This window comes from Azospirillum sp. HJ39, from assembly GCF_041507355.1.
GTDB classification, from domain to species: domain Bacteria; phylum Pseudomonadota; class Alphaproteobacteria; order Azospirillales; family Azospirillaceae; genus Azospirillum; species Azospirillum thiophilum.
The window spans coordinates 158368-175714 of sequence record NZ_CP167911.1; the positions used below are offsets into that span (position 1 = coordinate 158368).

The 17347-nt window shown below is 69.1% G+C and carries 15 protein-coding genes; 10 read left to right on the forward strand and 5 right to left on the reverse strand.

The window, feature by feature from the left end:
* Positions 1 to 26: 26 nt before the first annotated feature.
* The 3 genes from ABMY26_RS14240 to ABMY26_RS14250 form a co-directional block, all read right to left on the reverse strand.
* The gene (locus tag ABMY26_RS14240) at positions 27 to 809 is read right to left on the reverse strand and encodes a DUF1003 domain-containing protein (RefSeq protein WP_372397917.1); all 783 of its coding nucleotides are present in this window, start codon (positions 807 to 809) and stop codon (positions 27 to 29) included.
* Between the two features lie 283 nt (positions 810 to 1092).
* The gene (locus ABMY26_RS14245; protein ID WP_372397918.1) at positions 1093 to 2916 is read right to left on the reverse strand and encodes a phosphoenolpyruvate carboxykinase (GTP); all 1824 of its coding nucleotides are present in this window, start codon (positions 2914 to 2916) and stop codon (positions 1093 to 1095) included.
* Positions 2917 to 3361: 445 nt separating this feature from the next.
* On the reverse strand, positions 3362 to 4189 hold the full coding sequence (locus ABMY26_RS14250; RefSeq protein ID WP_372397919.1) for a HugZ family protein: 828 nt from the start codon (positions 4187 to 4189) through the stop codon (positions 3362 to 3364).
* Positions 4190 to 4487: 298 nt separating this feature from the next.
* On the opposite strand from ABMY26_RS14250, the gene ABMY26_RS14255 reads away from it, so the two are divergent.
* The 8 genes from ABMY26_RS14255 to ptsP all read left to right on the forward strand — a co-directional run bounded on the left by ABMY26_RS14255 (position 4488) and on the right by ptsP (position 11899).
* Entirely contained in the window at positions 4488 to 5183 is a 696-nt protein-coding gene (locus ABMY26_RS14255) for a response regulator transcription factor (RefSeq protein WP_045581377.1), read from the forward strand.
* Positions 5155 to 6879 (forward strand): stimulus-sensing domain-containing protein, encoded by a 1725-nt coding sequence (locus ABMY26_RS14260; protein WP_372397920.1) that lies wholly within the window; start codon positions 5155 to 5157, stop codon positions 6877 to 6879. The genes ABMY26_RS14255 and ABMY26_RS14260 overlap by 29 nt, the downstream gene beginning before the upstream one ends.
* 325 nt (positions 6880 to 7204) lie before the next feature.
* Entirely contained in the window at positions 7205 to 7549 is a 345-nt protein-coding gene (locus ABMY26_RS14265) for a hypothetical protein (RefSeq protein WP_372397921.1), read from the forward strand.
* Between the two features lie 215 nt (positions 7550 to 7764).
* Positions 7765 to 8223: an HPr kinase/phosphorylase gene (locus tag ABMY26_RS14270; protein WP_372397922.1), complete on the forward strand. Its 459-nt coding sequence runs from the start codon at positions 7765 to 7767 to the stop codon at positions 8221 to 8223.
* Positions 8220 to 9194: an RNase adapter RapZ gene (gene rapZ, locus ABMY26_RS14275; protein ID WP_372397923.1), complete on the forward strand. Its 975-nt coding sequence runs from the start codon at positions 8220 to 8222 to the stop codon at positions 9192 to 9194. The genes ABMY26_RS14270 and rapZ overlap by 4 nt, the downstream gene beginning before the upstream one ends.
* 110 nt (positions 9195 to 9304) lie before the next feature.
* Positions 9305 to 9703, forward strand: coding sequence for a PTS sugar transporter subunit IIA (locus ABMY26_RS14280; protein ID WP_042690507.1), 399 nt, complete (start codon positions 9305 to 9307; stop codon positions 9701 to 9703).
* Positions 9704 to 9714: 11 nt separating this feature from the next.
* On the forward strand, positions 9715 to 10017 hold the full coding sequence (locus ABMY26_RS14285; protein WP_372397924.1) for an HPr family phosphocarrier protein: 303 nt from the start codon (positions 9715 to 9717) through the stop codon (positions 10015 to 10017).
* Positions 10007 to 11899 (forward strand): phosphoenolpyruvate--protein phosphotransferase, encoded by a 1893-nt coding sequence (gene ptsP, locus ABMY26_RS14290; protein WP_372397925.1) that lies wholly within the window; start codon positions 10007 to 10009, stop codon positions 11897 to 11899. The genes ABMY26_RS14285 and ptsP overlap by 11 nt, the downstream gene beginning before the upstream one ends.
* A gap of 30 nt (positions 11900 to 11929) precedes the next feature.
* Here ptsP and ABMY26_RS14295 read toward each other — a convergent pair whose 3' ends face one another.
* Entirely contained in the window at positions 11930 to 12802 is an 873-nt protein-coding gene (locus ABMY26_RS14295) for a cytochrome c (RefSeq protein ID WP_372397926.1), read from the reverse strand.
* A complete protein-coding gene (locus ABMY26_RS14300; protein WP_372397927.1) occupies positions 12799 to 13695 on the reverse strand; it encodes a thermonuclease family protein in 897 nt (298 codons plus the stop codon). Before ABMY26_RS14300 ends, ABMY26_RS14295 begins: the two co-directional genes overlap by 4 nt.
* A gap of 53 nt (positions 13696 to 13748) precedes the next feature.
* On the opposite strand from ABMY26_RS14300, the gene ABMY26_RS14305 reads away from it, so the two are divergent.
* Together ABMY26_RS14305 and ABMY26_RS14310 are read left to right on the forward strand one after the other, a co-directional pair.
* The gene (locus ABMY26_RS14305) at positions 13749 to 15239 is read left to right on the forward strand and encodes a M48 family metalloprotease (protein ID WP_372397928.1); all 1491 of its coding nucleotides are present in this window, start codon (positions 13749 to 13751) and stop codon (positions 15237 to 15239) included.
* 95 nt (positions 15240 to 15334) lie between these two features.
* Positions 15335 to 17341, forward strand: a complete 2007-nt coding sequence (locus ABMY26_RS14310; RefSeq protein ID WP_372397929.1) for an adenylate/guanylate cyclase domain-containing protein — start codon at positions 15335 to 15337, stop codon at positions 17339 to 17341.
* Positions 17342 to 17347: the final 6 nt, after the last annotated feature.

The window sequence follows — 17347 nt, forward strand, 5'->3', positions numbered from 1 at the left end:
CCGGGCCTGCGGCAGAAGACGGCCGCTTACCTCCGCAGGCGCTTTTCCTGCATGATTTCCAGCTGGAGCTGTTGGATTTCGGTCAGGCGCTGCCATTGGCGCTGGATCAGGTAATCCATCTTCTCGTGCAGGTGCCGGATTTCCAGCTCGGCCTTCAGATTGACGCGGTAGTCGTTTTCGGAGCGCAGGCGGTCCTTCGATTCCTGCCGCTTCTGGCTCATCATGATGACCGGAGCCTGGATGGCGGCCAGGCAGGACAGCACCAGATTCAGCAGGATGAAGGGATAGGGATCGAAGGCCCGTGCCTCGCCTTCGATCATGTTGACGATCATCCATAGGCAGAGGAAGAAGCCGAAGGAGGTCAGGAAGGCCCAACTGCCGCCAAAGCTGGCGAGGCCGTCGGCGAGCCTTTCGCCCAGCGTGCGGTGGTCGTCATATTCCTCTTCCGGGTTCTCGGCCAGGGTGTCATGGCGGGCGAGGCTTTCGGCGACCTCGCGGTCCAGCTCGCTCAGCTCGCCATGCTCGGCCTGCAGCAGTTCGGCGACATAGAGCGAGCGGTAACGCGCCAGCTCCTGCCGGCTGATCTGGGCGTCGGGCTCGAGATGCGGGTGGTCGAGGCGGATGCGGTCGGCCAGGTTGGGGCGCAGGGCGTCCAGCGCGATCAGGTCGCGCTTGGGCCGCCGCTTGCCGCTGACTGCGCAGGACTGTCGCTTGGACAGGGTGTCGGCAGCATCCTCGTGGTCTTCGGCGGCGAGGTTCGGCACGACGGATTCATCGCCGTCCTGCGGTGGATCCTGATGATCGGTCATGATGTCGCCTCCCTGGCATGTGCGATCCGGCGCGGGCGACTTTATGCCCGATCATTTTGACAAGCCGGTTAAATCGCTGAAAGACAGCGGAACCGGGCGAAGGGAAAAACAGATTGGGAAGACTGGGAACTGGCCTCGCCGCTGAAATGGCCGGCCGGCCGGCTGTCGGAAAAAAATGACGGCGCGTTCATCGTCGCCCGCCAAAAGGAAAAAGGGGCCGCCTTGCGGCGGCCCCCTATCCTTACCTGTGTGGCGTTTTCCGGCCGGTCAGCCCGGACCGGTGTCAGCCGATGCGCCAGACATCCGGGCTGTTTTCCAGACGCTTGAGGACGGCCACACGCTGCTGCTCGATCTCCTCGGGCAGGCGGTCGCCGAAGCGGTTGAACAGCTCCTCCTGGTCCTTCGCCTCGGCTTCGGCCTCCTTGCGGTCGATGTCCATGATCTTGGCGAACTTGTCGGCCGGGAAGTTCAGGCCCGACCAGTTCAGATCCTGGTAGCGCGGCGAGTAGCCGAAGGGCGATTCGGCGACGTCGCCGGCCCGGCCGCGGACGCGGTCGACGATCCATTTCAGGACGCGCATGTTGTCGCCGAAGCCCGGCCAGACGAATTTGCCGTTCTCGTCCTTGCGGAACCAGTTGACGCGGTAGATGCGCGGCAGATTCTCCACCTTGTCTTCCATCGACAACCAGTGGTTCCAGTAATCCGCCATGTTGTAGCCGCAGAAGGGCAGCATGGCGAACGGGTCGCGCCGGATGGCGGCTTGGCCGACGGCAGCGGCCGTGGCCTCCGAGCCCATGGTCGCGGCCCAATAGACGCCCTCGCGCCAGTTGTAGGCCTCGAACACAAGCGGGAAGGTCTTCGACAGGCGACCGCCGAAGATGAAGGCGCTGATCGGAACGCCGGCCGGATCCTCCCAGGCCGGGTCGATAGACGGGCACTGCGCCGCCGGAGCGGTGAACCGGGAGTTCGGATGGGCGGCGGGACGGCCGGAACCCGGGGTCCAGTCCTTGCCCTGCCAGTCGATCAGGTGTTCCGGCGCCTCGTCCGTCAGGCCTTCCCACCACACGTCGCCATCGTCGGTCAGCGCGACGTTGGTGAAGATGACGTTGTGGTCGAGCGTCTTCAGCGCGTTCGGGTTCGACTTCACGCTGGTGCCGGGGGCGACGCCGAAGAAGCCGGCCTCCGGATTGATGGCGCGCAGCGTGCCGTCGGGCTGCGGCTTGATCCAGGCGATGTCGTCGCCGATGGTGCGGACCTTCCAGCCCTCGAACTCTTTCGGCGGCACCAGCATCGCGAAGTTGGTCTTGCCGCAGGCCGACGGGAAGGCGGCGCCGACATAGGTCTTCTCGCCGGTCGGGCTTTCCACCCCCAGGATCAGCATGTGCTCGGCCAGCCAGCCCTGCTCGCGGCCCATGGCCGACGCGATGCGCAGCGCGAAGCACTTCTTGCCCAGCAGTGCGTTGCCGCCGTAGCCCGAGCCGTAGGAGACGATGCGGTGCTCTTCGGGGAAATGGACGATGTACTTGTTGTCGGCGTTGCAGGGCCACGGCACGTCGGCCTGGCCGGGCTCCAGCGGGGCGCCGATCGAATGGAGGCAGGGCACGAAGTCGCCGTCGCCCAGGATGTCCAGCACCTTCTGGCCCATGCGGGTCATCAGGCGCATGTTGACCGCGACATAGGGGCTGTCGGAGATCTGCACGCCGATGTGCGCGATGTCCGAGCCGAGCGGACCCATGCTGAACGGCACCACATACAGGGTGCGGCCGCGCATGCAGCCCTCGAACATGGCGTCCAGCTTGGCCTTCATCTCGGCCGGGTCCATCCAGTTGTTGGTCGGACCGGCCTCCTCCCGCGTGCGCGAGCAGATGTAGGTGCTGTCCTCGACACGGGCGACGTCGCCCGGATCGGAGCGGCAGAGGAAGGAGTTTTGGCGCTTGGCCTCGTTCAGGCGGATGAAGGTGCCCGCTTCCACCATCTCGTTGCAGAGACGGTCATATTCCTCCTGCGACCCGTCGCACCAGTGAACGCGCTCCGGTTGGCATTTCAGCGCGATCTCCTCGACCCAGGCCAGGAGCTTCTTGTTCCGCGTCCGCGTATGTCCAGTCATGTCGTCCCTCTCGAAGGCTGGGCCGGTATCGCCGCGCCGGGCGCGCCCTCTGCGGGCTCCCGCAGCCGATCCGGCCGTTCTTTCGTCCGTAGTCGTGTCAGATGGAAAGCAGTCGCCGCGTCAGCGCGGCGCCGGTCCGAACGGGCGGCCGGGCCGGCAGCCCGCCGCGGCCCGCGGCACCGGAAGGGCGCGGTGACGATACGGTGCGAAAGGCGGTCCTGAAGCGACAGGTCTGGGGGCCGATGGCCCGGACGGGAAACGGGTCGATCCGTTATGGTCCACTGAAGTGTTCTCCTGGTTGCGCTGGTCGCACGCCGCTTTCTTGTTTTTGGTGCGGCGTCCGTGAGATGTCGAAGCGACCTCTCGGCTGGTCGTTCGGGCTGACGGTTGGCTGCTCGTCTCTCTCGGTCTTCGGTTCTTTTTTTCGTTGGCCGTTTCTTGTCGGTCACCGGCCCTGGTGGCGGGGGCCGTCAGGTCCCTCCGTCTCCCCGGCTGTTGCGATCCCGGATGTTGCGTCTCCGGTTGGTCCCGATCCGTCCTGCGGCCCGGCCAGCAAGTGCAGCGCCAGTTTAGCCGATTCGGGGTCCTGGATTCTCTGTTCAAAATCGACGCGGGCGACGTACCCCCCGCGTCGCAGGTCGCATCCCTCCGGATCCACGCCGGTCACGCTCCAGCCGTCCGCCGCTCCGTTCGCGGATGGGGCCAGCCGGGAGCCGTACCCCTCGGCATTCAGGCGGCCGATCAGATCGGCCTCCGCCACCGCCAGGGCGGGAGCGGCGCCGGGGAAATCCAGGTCGGCGGCGGACAGCCAGTGGATGCGGCCGAAGCCGGCGACCAGATGGGCGCGTTCCACCGCGACGCGGTAGATCGCGAAGTCTGCGAAGCCGGCATAGAGGGCGGCATCGGGATGGCGTCGCAGATAGCGGGCGCGGTGTGCCGGGTCGTCCGACCGGGTGGCCCGGCCCAGCACCGACAGGCGGGCGCCGGTCAGCGGCCGCTCCAGCCCGGCGGTGCCGTCGAACAGCAGGCCGACCCGGTCGTCGGCCAACAGGTTGCGCGTATGGTCGGCAAGCGTCGACAGCAGAAGCAGCGGGCTGCCGTCCTGGTCGAGAGCCACCAGGACCAGCGAGGGGTAGGGCCAGCCGGCGGCATCGGCCGGGCTGTCCGGATCGGCCGGGCCGTCCGCCGTCCGCTGAGCGGTCGCCAGCGCGGCGCGGTCGCAGGCGCGCATCAGGCGCCGGGCGCGCTCGGCCGGTGACGGGCCGGCAGGCAACGGCGTCGCGCCCTCTCTCCCGTCCGAAGCAGTGCCGGACGGAGATGAGGCAGGAAGGGCGTTCGAAAAACTCATGCCGAAACGAGTGCGTTCTCCCGAGCAGCGCCGTTGTCCGGCGCCGCATTGACGCCATATTGGACCATGCAAATGCTGCGGGAAAAGAGAAAACTGCCGCTGCAGGCCGGACTCTGGCATAAGTATTGGAAAGACCACTCGTCCTATGCCTGATGTTTCCGCTAACATTACTGGCTCCTCCCGCAACCCTCCCTTCCCGCCCGATCAGGAACCCACTACGACCATGGCCCACACCGTCGCCCTGGTGGATGACGACCGCAACATCCTGGCCTCGGTCTCCATCGCCCTGGAGGCCGAGGGATTCGACGTGCGCACCTACACCGACGGCGCCGAGGCGCTGCGCGGCCTGACGCAACGCCCCCCCGACCTCGCCGTGCTCGACATCAAGATGCCGCGCATGGACGGGATGGAGTTGCTGCAACGTCTGCGTCAGACCAGCCAGATGCCCGTCATCTTCCTGACCAGCAAGGACGACGAGCTGGACGAACTGATGGGCCTGCGCATGGGCGCGGACGACTACATCAAGAAGCCCTTCTCGCAGCGCCTGCTGATCGAGCGCATCCGGGCGCTGCTGCGGCGCGAGGCGCTGCGCGGCGAGACCGCAGACGCCGATCCCGGCCAGATCGTCACCCGCGGTCCCCTGCTGCTGGACGGCGCCCGCCATGCCTGCAGCTGGAACGGCCAGCCGATCGACCTGACGGTGACCGAGTTCCTGCTGGTCCGGGCGCTGGCCCAGCGGCCGGGGCATGTGAAGAACCGCGACCAGTTGATGGACGCGGCCTATGGCGAGCATGTCTATGTCGACGACCGCACCATCGACAGCCACATCAAGCGGCTGCGCAAGAAGTTCAAGGCCGTCGACCCCGACTTCGCCCAGATCGAAACGCTCTATGGCGTCGGCTACCGGTACAAGGAATAGCGCGGTGCCCGCGGCCGGCGGCGGCCGGTGGCGGCGCGGCGTGTCGCCGCTGACGCTGCGCATCCTGGCGGTCAACGTCCTGGCTCTGCTGGTGCTGCTGGCCGGCCTTCTCTATCTCGGCCGCTACCAGGACCGGCTGATCCAGGCCGAGACCGAGGCGCTGGCGACCGAGGCGCGCATCTTCGCCTCCGCGCTCGGCGAGGGGGCGGTGAACCGCATCCTGACGGCCCCGTCCCCCACCGGCGACGAGAGCGGCGAACGGTTCGAGCTGGCGCCCGAACTGGCCCGGCCGATGATCCGCCGGCTGGCCGAGGCGACGGCGACCCGGACCCGGCTGTACGACATCGAGGGCCACATGCTGTCCGACAGCCGCGTGCTGGTCGGATCGCAGGGGCGCATCGAGATCCGCGAGCTGCCGGCTCCTCCCGCTGGCGACCCGGTGTCGCGCGCGATCAACGACCTCTACACCCGCCTGATCGACGTGGTGCCGAGCCGCGAGGGGCTGCCCGCCTACCGCGAGGCGCCCGGCCAGCCCAACCCGGACGTCGAGCGGGCGCTGGGCGGCGAGGCCGCAGCCACCGTCTGGCAGGTGGAGCGCGAAGGGGCCGGCGACGGCGTCGGGCCGGAACTGCTGTTGACGGTGGCGGTGCCGGTGCAGCGCTACCGCGAGGTGCTGGGCGCGGTGCTGCTGGCCCGCGGCGGCGGCGAGATCGACCGCGCCATCCGGTCCGTCCGCTTCGACATCCTGCGGGTGTTCGGGGTGGCGCTGCTGGTGACGATCGCGCTGTCCTTCTACCTGGCCGGCACCATCGCCCGGCCGATCCGCAGGCTGGCCCAGGCCGCCGACCGGCTGCGCACCAGCCACGGCCGCCATGCCGGCATCCCCGACCTGACCCGCCGCGGCGACGAGATCGGCGAGCTGTCCGGCGTGCTGCGCGAGATGACCGACGCGCTGTGGACGCGGATGGACGCCATCGAACGCTTCGCCGCCGACGTCGCCCATGAGATCAAGAACCCGCTGACGTCGCTGCGCAGCGCGGTCGAGACAGCCGGCCGGGTCAGCGACCCGCGCCACCGCGACCGGCTGATGGCGATCATCGCCGACGACGTGCAGAGGCTGGACCGGCTGATCAGCGACATTTCCAATGCGTCGCGTCTCGATGCCGAGCTGTCGCGCGCCGAGCCGGAACCGGTGGACATCGGCTTGCTGCTGACCATGCTGGCCGAGATGCGCCAGACGGTGGCGGAAACCGTCGACGATGCGGCGGACGGCGCGGCCTGCCCGTCGCAGGCGCCGCGCGTGGTGGTGGAGGTTCCGGCCGGCGAACGGCTGGTGGTGCCAGGGCTGGAAGGACGGCTGACCCAGGTGTTCCAGAACCTGATCGACAACGCCCTGTCCTTCTCGCCGCCCGAAGGCACCGTGCGGCTGAGCGCAAGGCGCCATGGCCGGACCGTCACGGTCGTGGTGTCGGACCAGGGACCCGGCATCCCGGCGGGGAAGGAAGAAGCGATCTTCGACCGCTTCTATACCGAGCGTCCGGCAGGCGAAAAGTTCGGAACCCACTCCGGTCTCGGGCTCTCGATAGCGAAACAAATAATCAGCGCTCACAATGGTTCGATCTATGTGCGAAATCGTCATGCGAAGGAGGGGCGGATCGATGGCGCCGACTTCGTGGTGAGCCTGCCATTGCTGTAATCCGCATCGCGGAAAGACGGACAACATTGCAACTGGGCAGTGGACAAGCCGGCTATATCCATCGATCATGCCCAAGGTCGTTCTCGCTTGCCGGCTGATGCGGCGACCGGGCCGTGGCGGTCCGGTTGTTCAATCCTCGCTCCATACGGTGACCGACGGGTGTCCATCCCCAGGACTCAAAAGATGTGGGGTTGCCATGCCTGATCCAGTTCCGCCCGAGTCGCCTGAGGCCGTTTTTCCCACATCCGTTCCGTCCATATCCGGTTTTCTCCCCGCCGGCCGCGATCCCTTGCTTTCCTTCCCGGACAAGGCGTCCGGAAACAAGGTGTCCGGAAACGGCGAGGTCGTCGACCTGCGCCGCTACCGGCTGGCCCGGCTGATCCGCGATGCCGGGCGGCAACAGGGGGAACTGGCGCGCCTGATGCGGGAATCCGCACAGGAGCGGACCCAGCTGGCGGAAGCGCTCCAGGGCGCGCAGCGCCATCTCGCCAGCATCGCGGACAACTACAAGATCCTGCTGGTTCGGCTGAAGCGGGAAAAGGACTTCCGCGATGCCTGCCAGGAGGCGACGGAATTGGACGATCTGGACGAGATGATCCGTCGTCGCGACGCGCTGGCCGAGGAGTTGGAGGCCATCCGCCGCACGGCCCGCGGGACGGCCAGCGCCTGAGTATCGGTCTTGGCCGGGTAAGCTGGCGATCCGCGTGCCCGACCGGCGCGTTCGGCGCATGCGTTCCATGGACGTGTCGGCGCAGCCTCCGCCGATGCCGAAAGAACGGTCGGAAGCGGATGGGGGATCCCGGTCAGGTTTCCCCACCTGACCCGCCGGATGACCGTTCCGTTTCCATTGACAGAACCGGCGGCACGTCTCACCTTCGCCAGACTATGGTGACGATTCACGGCACCTGCGTCTTGCTCTCCGATATCGGCGTGCTGCTGCGCGGGGAGTCCGGACGAGGAAAATCCGATTTGGCCTTGCGACTGATCGACGGTGGCGCCCGGCTGGTCGCGGATGACCGGGTCATGCTGTCCGGCGATTCCGGCCGCCTGACCGCTTCCGCCCCGCCGGCCCTCGCCGGACTGCTGGAGGTGCGCGGCGTCGGCATCCTGCCGGTTCCGTCCGCCGCATCGGCCGAGGTCGGGCTGGTCGTCGACCTCGTGCCCCGCGATGCGGTCGACCGCCTGCCGGAGGCGGAGATCGAGACGCTGCTGGGCAGCGCCATACCGCGCCTGGCCCTGCACGCCTTCGACGCTTCCACCCCCGCGAAGATCCGTCTGGCGGTTGCCTGTCTGCGAGACGGGCGGCTCGACCGGGTTCCCGCCAGCCTGCCGGCCCTGTCATGACCCCTGACGCGGCGTCCGATTCCGCTGCCGATGCCGCCAATGCTGGCGATGCCGCGGCCACCGCCCGCGGGCGCGTCGTGCTGGTCACCGGCCTGTCGGGCGCCGGCATGTCGGTGGCGCTGAAGGCGCTGGAGGATCTCGGCTATGAGGCGGTGGACAATCTGCGCCTGTCGCTGGTCCGGGCCCTCATCCGGCAGGCCGACCCCAGGCGCCGGCCGCTGGCCCTGGTGATCGACAGCCGCACCCGCGACTTTTCCGCCCAGAATTTCCTGGATGAACTGGAGGAGCTGCGCCGCCGGGACGACCTGGAGGTCAGTCTGGTCTTCCTGGATTGCGGCGACGAGGTGCTGCAGCGCCGCTTCACCGAGACGCGCCGCCGCCATCCGCTGGCGGAGGACCGCACCGTCCCCGACGGCATCCAGCGCGAGCGTGCCCTGCTGTTCCCGCTGCGGGAAGAATCCGACGTCACCATCGACACGACGCAACTGTCCATTCATGATTTGCGGCGCATCCTGTCCGGGCATTTCAAGCGTGACGCCCAGGCCGCATTGCAGGTGTTCGTGACCTCCTTCTCCTTCCGCCAGGGTCTCCCACGCGAGGCCGACCTGGTCTTCGACGTGCGGTTCCTGGTCAATCCCCACTATGACCCGGATCTGCGGCCGCTGACCGGCCTCAACCCGGCCGTCGCCGCACGGGTTGAGAGCGATCCCGATTTTCCCGCCTTCTTCCGCAACCTGACGGAGCTGCTGCGTCCGCTGCTGCCGCGCTACAACCAGGAAGGCAAGAGCTACCTGACCATTGCCATCGGCTGTACCGGCGGCAAGCACCGCTCGGTCTTCGTCGCCGAACGGCTGGCCGGCTGGCTGAAGGAGCAGGGGCTGCGGGTCAACCTGAGCCACCGCGAGCTCGACAGGCAGGGCCTGCGGACCGGTGCGGGGCCGGCAGGCACGGCGGGCGGCAACCTTGGATGATGCAAATTGCGCCTTGACGACCATACGTCCAACCAACGATCCAGAAGCGATGCGGGTAGCAGCCGCACGGCGCAGGTCTCCGGGGAGGACCCAACCTTGAAGGATGTCCCATGATCGGTATGGTTCTTGTCACCCACGGACGGCTGGCAGAGGAATTCATCGCCGCATTGTTCCATGTGGTGGGCGAACAGCAGCAGGTGCGCGCCGTATGCATCGGTCCGGACGACGACATGGAACAGCGCCGCCAGGACATCCTGAACTCGGTGGCGGAGGTCGACGACGGCTCGGGCGTGGTGGTGCTGACAGACATGTTCGGCGGCACGCCGTCCAACCTCGCCATCTCCATCATGGACAAGGCGAAGGTCGAGGTGATCGCCGGCGTCAACCTGCCGATGCTGATCAAGCTGGCCAGCGTGCGGAAGACCGAACCGCTCGACAAGTCGGTGATCGCCGCCCGCGATGCCGGACAGAAATACATCAACGTCGCCTCCACCCTCCTGTCGGACTGAAGCCGCCCGCAATGAGCCACCCGGACGACACGGCCCCCGCCGATGGCGAACTCCGCCGCACCGCCACCATCACCAACCAGCGCGGCCTGCACGCGCGCGCCTCGGCCAAGTTCGTCAAGCTGGTCGCCACCTTCGACGCCGAGATCTCGGTCCGCCGCGGCGAGTCGGTCGTGTCGGGCGAGTCGATCATGGGGCTGATGATGCTGGCCGCCGGCCCTGGCACGACGGTGGAACTGCGCGCCATGGGCGCACAGGCCGATGCGGCGATGGCCGCCCTCCTTGACCTGATCAACCGCAAGTTCGATGAAGAGTGACCTGCCCCCGGCCGGCCCGGCCAACGGCCCCGTCGCCGGTCCCGACCGCGGCGGCCCCAGCGGTGGACCCATTGGCGGCGCACCCAGCGGCGGACACGCGCCCTCCCCGTCCGGCGAAGGCTTCGGCGGCGGCTCCGCCGCGCGCGCGCTGCGCGGGCTGGGCGTGTCGCCCGGCATCGCCATCGGCCCCGCCCATGTGGTGGAAAGCGGCGCGGTCGCCATCCCGGAATACAGCGTCGAACCCGATGCGGTCGAGGCCGAGGTTGCCCGCTTCAACGAGGCGGCCACCAAGGCGCGGCGCCAGATCAAGAAGCTGAAGAGCAAGGCGCTGGTCCTGCCCGACTCGGCGTCGGAGGAAATCGGATTCCTGCTGGACGCCCACCTGTCGATGGTCACCAACTCGCGCCTGACCCGCGGGGTGGAACAGCGCATCAAGAAGGACCGCATCAACGCCGAGGCGGCAATCCAGGCGGAGATCGCCGCCATCGCCGCGACCTTCGCCGCGATGGATGACGCCTATCTGGCCGGCCGCATCGACGACATCCGCGAGGTCGGGCGGCGGCTGACCCGCAACCTGATGAAGCAGGAATACCGGGCCTTCAGCACCCTGCCCCCCGGCAGCATCATCCTGGCGGAGGAGCTGACCCCCGCCGACACGGCCCTGCTCGACCCCACCGTCGTCAGCGGCTTCGCCGCCGTGCTGGGCGGGGCGGAGGGCCACACGGCCATCCTCGCCCGCTCGCTCGGGCTTCCGGCGGTGCTGGGTGCGCCCGGCCTGCTGGCCGGCGTGCGCAACGGCGTGACGGTGATCGTCGATGGGCTGCAGGGCCGTGTGCTGATCGATCCGCCGGCCGATGTCCTGGCCGATTACAGCGAGCGTCGCGCCGCACGGGAGCGCGAGCGCCAGGGATTGAAGAGTTTGCGCAAGCTTCCCGCCGTCACCCGCGACGGCACCGCCGTGACGCTGATGGCGAACCTGGAGCTGCCCCGCGACCTGGACCAGGCGCTGGAGCACGGCGCCCAGGGCATCGGCCTGCTGCGGACCGAGTTCCTGTTCATGAACCGCGACCATCTTCCCGACGAGGATGAGCAGTACAACGTGCTGCGCACCATGGTCGAAGGGATGGGGGGCCGCACCGTCACCGCCCGGACGATGGATCTGGGCGGCGAGAAGCTGGCCGGCTGGATGGCCGGTCGTTATGGCGAGCCGGCCAATCCGGCGCTTGGCTTGCGGGCCATCCGGCTGGGGCTGCGCGAACCGAAGCTGCTGGAAACCCAGCTCGCCGCCATGCTGCGCGCCGGTGCCCACGGACCGCTGCGCATCCTGCTGCCGATGATCGCGTCGGTCTCCGAGGTGCAGAAGGTGCGCGAGATGATGGGGCAGGCCGCCCGCCGGCTGCGCCGCCGCGGCATCGCCATCGCCGACCCGCTGCCGCCGGTCGGGGTGATGGTGGAGGTGCCGGGGGCGGCCCTGTCGGCCGACGCGCTGGCCTATGCCGCCGACTTCTTCGCCATCGGCACCAACGACCTGACCCAATACACGCTGGCGATCGACCGGGCCGACGAACAGGTCGCTACCCTTTACGATCCGCTCCACCCGGCGGTGTTGCGCCTGATCCAGTTCACCATCGAGGCGGCGCTGCGCGCCCGGATCACCGTGTCGGTCTGCGGCGAGATCGCCGGCGATCCGCGCTATACCGCACTGCTGCTGGGTCTGGGCGTGCGCGAGCTGTCCATGGCCCCGCTGGCGGTTCCAGCGGTGAAGAAGCGCATCCGATCCATGGACCTGATGGAAGCCAGCCGCCGCGCCCATGTCATCATGGACCAGAGCGACAGCGGGCGCATCGCCACCTTGCTGGACGATTTCAACGCCATGGCGTGACGCTCGTCATGCGAGGGGGCGAATGCCCCTTCACATGCTCTTCCGTCCGGCCATATGCCCCAGATAGGCGATGATGCGGTCCAGGTCGGCGTCGCTCAGCATCGTCGGATCGAAGGCTGGCATCTGCTGGCCCGGCCATGTCCGGACGGAGCGCGGGTCGCGGATCAGCCGCTTCAGTCCGGCGGGCGTGAGGTATTCGGTCGGGTTCATCGGCCGGTTCAGGTCCGGGCCCATGGTGGCGCTGCCGGCGCCGTTCAGGGTATGGCAGGCCATGCACTGGGTGAGGAACACCGCCTGCCCGGCCCTTGCGGGCGAGTCGGCGGCCAGTCCCGGCTCGACCGCCAGCTGCGGCCAGCGCCGGAGGGGATCGTCCGAGCCGACGATGCGGGCCAGCTGGTAGGGCCATTGCTCGCTGCGCACCCCCGAGGCCTCCGGCCGCACCCACACCAGATAGAAGGGACCGGCGGATACCTCCTTGCCCGGAAGGTTGGGCCAGGGCTGCCCGGCCGGCTCCACCGCCAGGAAGGCGACGGCGCCGTCGGGACCGGTGCGCAGGCACAGCTCCGGCGGCAACTGCGCAGTGAAACCATCCGACGCCACCCCCTCAAGCACGGCACCCGCCGGAAAATCGGCAGTGCCCAACAGGCTGGCAAGCGGGACGGCACGGTAATGCATCGGCCGGCCGTAGGACACGTCTGCGGGTATGTCGATGCTCACCGAGTCGGGTCGGGCCAGCAGGGTATCGCGGTCGAAGACCCGTTCCGTTCCGGCGACGGCGATCGTCAGCACCGGCCCGCCGGCCAGTGCCGGACATATCCACAAGGCGGCGAGCAGAAGGGACAGGGTGGCGGGCAGGCATCCGGCCACGCGCCCGGCCATGCAACCGATCGACAGCTTCATCATTCAGACTCTTCCTCCGGTTCGTCATCCGCTTCGTCCTCGTCCCACAGCCCGTCGCCGTTGGGCCTTGGCGGGATGGTGGACGGTTGCCCGCGCTCCAGCCTTTCGATCTGCTCGGGATGGGTGATCTCGATCATCGGACCGTTGCGCAGCGTGATCCAGCCCCGGACGCGCACCCGCCGTCCCTCGAAGGAGAGCGGGTCGATGCCGGCGCGGGTGACCTCGCGCATGGCAGCGCGGCCGATATGGACGGTGACGTCGCTGCGCCAGTCGGCGCCGAAGTCCAGATAGGTCTCGCCGCCGCTTTTGGAGACGGCCAGAACGATCCCCTCCACCAGCTGGAAGCCGTCGCGGTCGCGGACCAGGGTTTCCGGATCGGCGGCGTCGCGCACGGCGTAGACCCGGCTGCGCCACATCCCGCGCCCGGCATCGCGCGCCGCCTCCTCCCCCGCCAGCAGTTCGGCGGCGTAGGCGCGGGAGTCCGGGCGGGTGTGGACACGGGCAAGACCGCGTACCAGCAGCGCCGATTGCAGCCACAGCCCGTCGTCCCGCACCAGATGGGCGAGCAGCCGGCCATGCCGGTCGACCGGCGCCGGCCCATGCAGCACGACGCGGCGGCCGAGCGCCAGTTCGGCCAGCGCCGTCGTCGCCGCCTCCGCCAGCGGCCAGCCGCGGGCGTCGCCCGGATCGGTGGCGGACTTGGCGCTGCGTGGCGGCTTGGCCGCCTCGATCCCGGCCAGCCGGACGCGGCGGCCGTCCTCCAGTTCCAGCGTGTCGCCGTCCAGCACCGCGCTGACGCGCAACGGCTCCGCCGTGGCGCCGCCGACCGGCGGAAGCCCGCACATCAGCAGGGCCGTTAGCAGCAGGCGCGGAAGCGGAAGCAGGGCAATTCGCATGGAGAGGCACGGCCCTCGCGGAACATCCGCCGTCGGGCGGGGTTTTGTCCGGTATGCCGACCTATGCCCGCTTCCGCAAGCCGTTCCCGTCCGACCTGGCCCGAACCGCCCTGGCCGTCCTGTGGCTGGCCGTGGCTGCCCCCGCCCTGACCGCTCCCGCCCCGGCTTCGGCCGGGCTGCTGGATACCGTGTTGTCCGGTGGCGACGAGGCGACGCTGGGCGCACAGGAGCATCCCAAGATCCTGGCGCAGTTCGGCGGCGCCGTGAAGGACGCCCGGCTGCAGGGCTATGTCGCGGAGCTCGGCCGCAAGCTGGCATCCACCACCGCACGGGCGCGCGATCCCTGGACCTTCACCGTGCTGGACAGCGACGTGGTCAACGCCTTCGCCCTGCCCGGCGGCTACGTCTATGTCACCCGCGGGCTGCTGGCGCTGGCGAAGGACGAGGCGGAGGTGGCCGGCGTGCTGGCGCACGAGATCGGCCACGTCACCGCCCGCCACTCCGCCCAGCGCCAGACGAGGCAGACCCTCGCCGGGCTGCTTGCCGCCGGGGTGGGAGTGGTTTTCGGCAGCGACACGCTGGCGCAGATCGCCGGGCTGGGCGGCACCGCGGTGGTCGCCGGCTACTCGCGGGAGCAGGAGCTGGAGGCCGACCAGCTTGGCGTCGATACCCTGCGCCGTACTGGCTACGATCCCTTCGCCATGGCGACCTTCCTGGAGACCCTGCGGCGCGACGGCCAGTATCAGGGCCTGCGCGCGGGCGGCAAGGGAGAGGGCGGCTTCGATTTCTTCGCCAGCCATCCGCAGACCGAGGACCGGGTCCGCCGTGCCGCCGATCTGGCCCGCGCCATGCCGCAGGGGGGCGGCCGCCCGCGGGAGCCCTATCTGGCGGCGGTCGACGGCATGATCTATGGCGACAGCCCGGAGAACGGCTATGTCCGCGACCGGACCTTCGCCCACCCGCAATTGGGCATCGCCTTCACCGTGCCGAAGGGCTATGCGCTGCTGAACGGGGCGGAGCAGGTGATCGCCAAGGGGGCGAACGGCACCGCCATGGCCTTTGACGGCGGTTCGGCGGCCGGCGTGTCCGACCCTGCCGCCTTCCTGAGCGATGTCTGGGGCAAGGGCGCCACGCTGGGCAATCTCCAGCGCATCACCATCGGCGGCATGCCCGCCGCGACCGCCACGACCCGCGGCGAAGCCGAGGGCGAAAGCGCCGACATCCGGCTGGTGGCGATCCGCGCGCCGGATGGGCGGATGTACCGCTTCACCTTCCTGGCGCCGGCTGGATCACTGGCTCGTTTCGATGCCGATTTCCAGGCGGCGGCCAACAGCTTCCACCGGCTCACCGCCGAGGAGGCCGCGCGCTACCGCCCTCGCCGGATCCAGGTGGCGACGGTGCGTCCCGGTGACGGCGTGGCGGGCTTCGTCCGCCGCATGCCGCAGGAACCCTATGCCGAGGAATTGTTCCGGATCATCAACGACCTGCCGCCCGGAACGCCATTGGAGCCCGGCCGCCAGGTGAAGGTTATCGTCGGGGAATAGCGGCGGCGGAAGCCCGGGCCGATCGCCATGAAATCCACGTAAGGATACCGCCCGGCGGGTTGCCGCCGGACGGGCGGGCGGGTAGGCTGCCGCGCATGCCCGACGCCCCTTCCGCGCACACACTGACGCTCCCGTCCGCTCATGCGACGGCTGCGAAGCCGGCTGGCGACGCGGGGGCGGGCCCGCCGCCGAAACCGGCGGGTCGTCGCCGGCTGCGGCTGCCGATCGCCGCGGTGCTGGTCGCCGGATTCGGGTCGCTGATGCTGGCGGCGGTCGCCAGCGTGCTGGTCCTGGGACTGGTCAGCGCCGGCACCAACACCTTCGCCCTGCTGAACGACAAGGCCGATCTGGCGCTGGCGGGGGTGGAGGTCCGGGTGCGCCACCAGCTCGACCCGGCGCGGGAGATGGCTCGTTTCGTTGCCGGCCTGATCGAACGCGGTGAACTGCGGGCCGGCGACGCTGCCGCGATGGGCGACACGCTGCGCGGAGCGCTGGCCGGCGCCCCCGACGTCACCGGCCTCGCCTTCATCCGTCCTGATCTGACCGGGGTGCAGGTTGGCCGGCTGAATGGCGGGCTGTCCGTCGTGTCCCTCGATCTTCAGGGCGAGAGCGACGTTCCGCCCGAGGTGCTGGACGGCCCCAACCGCAGCGCGGCCAGCTGGGCCGATCCGCGCTGGCTGAAGGAGGCGCAGAACAGCTTCGTTACCCTCTATCAGCCGGTGCGGCGCGACGGCCGCTATCTCGGGCAGGTGGCGGTCGGCGTCTCGCTGGGAGACCTGTCGCGTTTCCTGTCGGTGCTGTATGTCGAGCAGGGGCTGAACGCCTTCGTGCTGTACGACCAGACCCATGTGCTGGCGCACCCGGCGCTGGTCGGGCGCAGCTTCGATTTCTCCAACAAGCTCGACGGGCCGCCGCTGCCGCGCATCGACCAGGTGGACGACCCGCCGCTGGCGGCATTGTGGACCAGCGGCGTGCCGGTGCAGTCGCTGAAGAAGCGGGTGGAGGCGCGCGGAGTCAGCGTGCTTGGCAGCGATTACATGTTCCTGACCCGCAGCATGTCCGGTTACGGGCAGCAGGATTGGATCATCGGCATTGGCTATCGCGATGGCGAGATGGGCGTCGAGATCCGCCGGCTCTACATCACCGGCGCGGTCGGCTTCGCCATCCTGCTGGTGTCGGTCGGGGTCGCGCTGCTGGTCGGGCGGCGGATCAGCCGGCAGGTGGCGTTGCTGGCCGAGGCCGCCGACCGCGTCCGCGCCTTCGAATTCCGCGCCATCGCCGAATTGCCGGATTCCCGCCTGCGCGAGATGGCGCGCGCCGCCACCGCCTTCAACGCCATGGTCGCCGGCCTGCGCTGGTTCGAAACCTATGTGCCGAAGGCGCTGGTGCTGCGCCTGATGCGCCAACGGGAAACCGAAGGCGGCATCGCGTCGGTGCAGCGCGAAGTGACGGTGATGTTCACCGACATCCGCGGCTTTTCCCGCATGGCCGAGCATATGGCCGCCGCCGACATCGCCACCCTGCTGAACGAGCATTTCACCCTGCTCGCCGCCTGCATCGAGGCGGAAGGCGGAACGGTGGACAAGTTCATCGGCGATTCCCTGATGGCCTTCTGGGGAGCGCCCGAGGCGCAGGAGGACCATGCCGCGCGCGCACTGCGCGCCGCCCATGCCATCCACCACGCCATCCGCGCTGACAACCGCCGCAGGGTGACTGCAGGACAGGCGCCGATCCATGTCGGCGTCGGCCTGCACAGCGGGCCGGTGGTTGTGGGCAACATCGGCTCCGACAGCCGGATCAACTACACCATCGTCGGCGACACCGTGAATGTCGCCGCCCGCATCGAGGAGTTGTCGGCCGCCCTGCAAGGCGATGCGGAGGTGATCGTGCTGACCAGCGGCGTCACCGTCGCCAAGGGCAAGGATGCCGCGCCCCTGGTCCGCCAGGGCGGCCGTTCGCTGCGGGGCCGCACCGGTATGACCGAACTCTGGCGGCTGGTGCCGGAGGACGAACGCAAGGAGGTGGTGAAGGCGGCACCGCCGGTCCTCAAGCCACCGCTTCCGGCGCCCGCCCCATCGGCTGACGCAGACTCCACGGTGTAAAGTCCA

Bases quoted from the DNA above. Each gene is read 5' to 3' on its own strand.
- ABMY26_RS14305 (WP_372397928.1), top strand. From the start codon at position 13,749: ATGCCGACCTATGCCCGCTTCCGCAAGCCGTTCCCGTCCGACCTGGCC.
- rapZ (WP_372397923.1), top strand. From the start codon at position 8,220: ATGACCCCTGACGCGGCGTCCGATTCCGCTGCCGATGCCGCCAATGCT.
- ABMY26_RS14245 (WP_372397918.1), bottom strand. From the start codon at position 2,916: ATGACTGGACATACGCGGACGCGGAACAAGAAGCTCCTGGCCTGGGTC.
- ABMY26_RS14270 (WP_372397922.1), top strand. From the start codon at position 7,765: ATGGTGACGATTCACGGCACCTGCGTCTTGCTCTCCGATATCGGCGTG.
- ABMY26_RS14255 (WP_045581377.1), top strand. From the start codon at position 4,488: ATGGCCCACACCGTCGCCCTGGTGGATGACGACCGCAACATCCTGGCC.
- ABMY26_RS14280 (WP_042690507.1), top strand. From the start codon at position 9,305: ATGATCGGTATGGTTCTTGTCACCCACGGACGGCTGGCAGAGGAATTC.
- ABMY26_RS14295 (WP_372397926.1), bottom strand. From the start codon at position 12,802: ATGATGAAGCTGTCGATCGGTTGCATGGCCGGGCGCGTGGCCGGATGC.
- ABMY26_RS14285 (WP_372397924.1), top strand. From the start codon at position 9,715: ATGAGCCACCCGGACGACACGGCCCCCGCCGATGGCGAACTCCGCCGC.
- ABMY26_RS14260 (WP_372397920.1), top strand. From the start codon at position 5,155: ATGGCGTCGGCTACCGGTACAAGGAATAGCGCGGTGCCCGCGGCCGGC.
- ABMY26_RS14310 (WP_372397929.1), top strand. From the start codon at position 15,335: ATGCCCGACGCCCCTTCCGCGCACACACTGACGCTCCCGTCCGCTCAT.
- ABMY26_RS14300 (WP_372397927.1), bottom strand. From the start codon at position 13,695: ATGCGAATTGCCCTGCTTCCGCTTCCGCGCCTGCTGCTAACGGCCCTG.
- ABMY26_RS14240 (WP_372397917.1), bottom strand. From the start codon at position 809: ATGACCGATCATCAGGATCCACCGCAGGACGGCGATGAATCCGTCGTG.
- ptsP (WP_372397925.1), top strand. From the start codon at position 10,007: ATGAAGAGTGACCTGCCCCCGGCCGGCCCGGCCAACGGCCCCGTCGCC.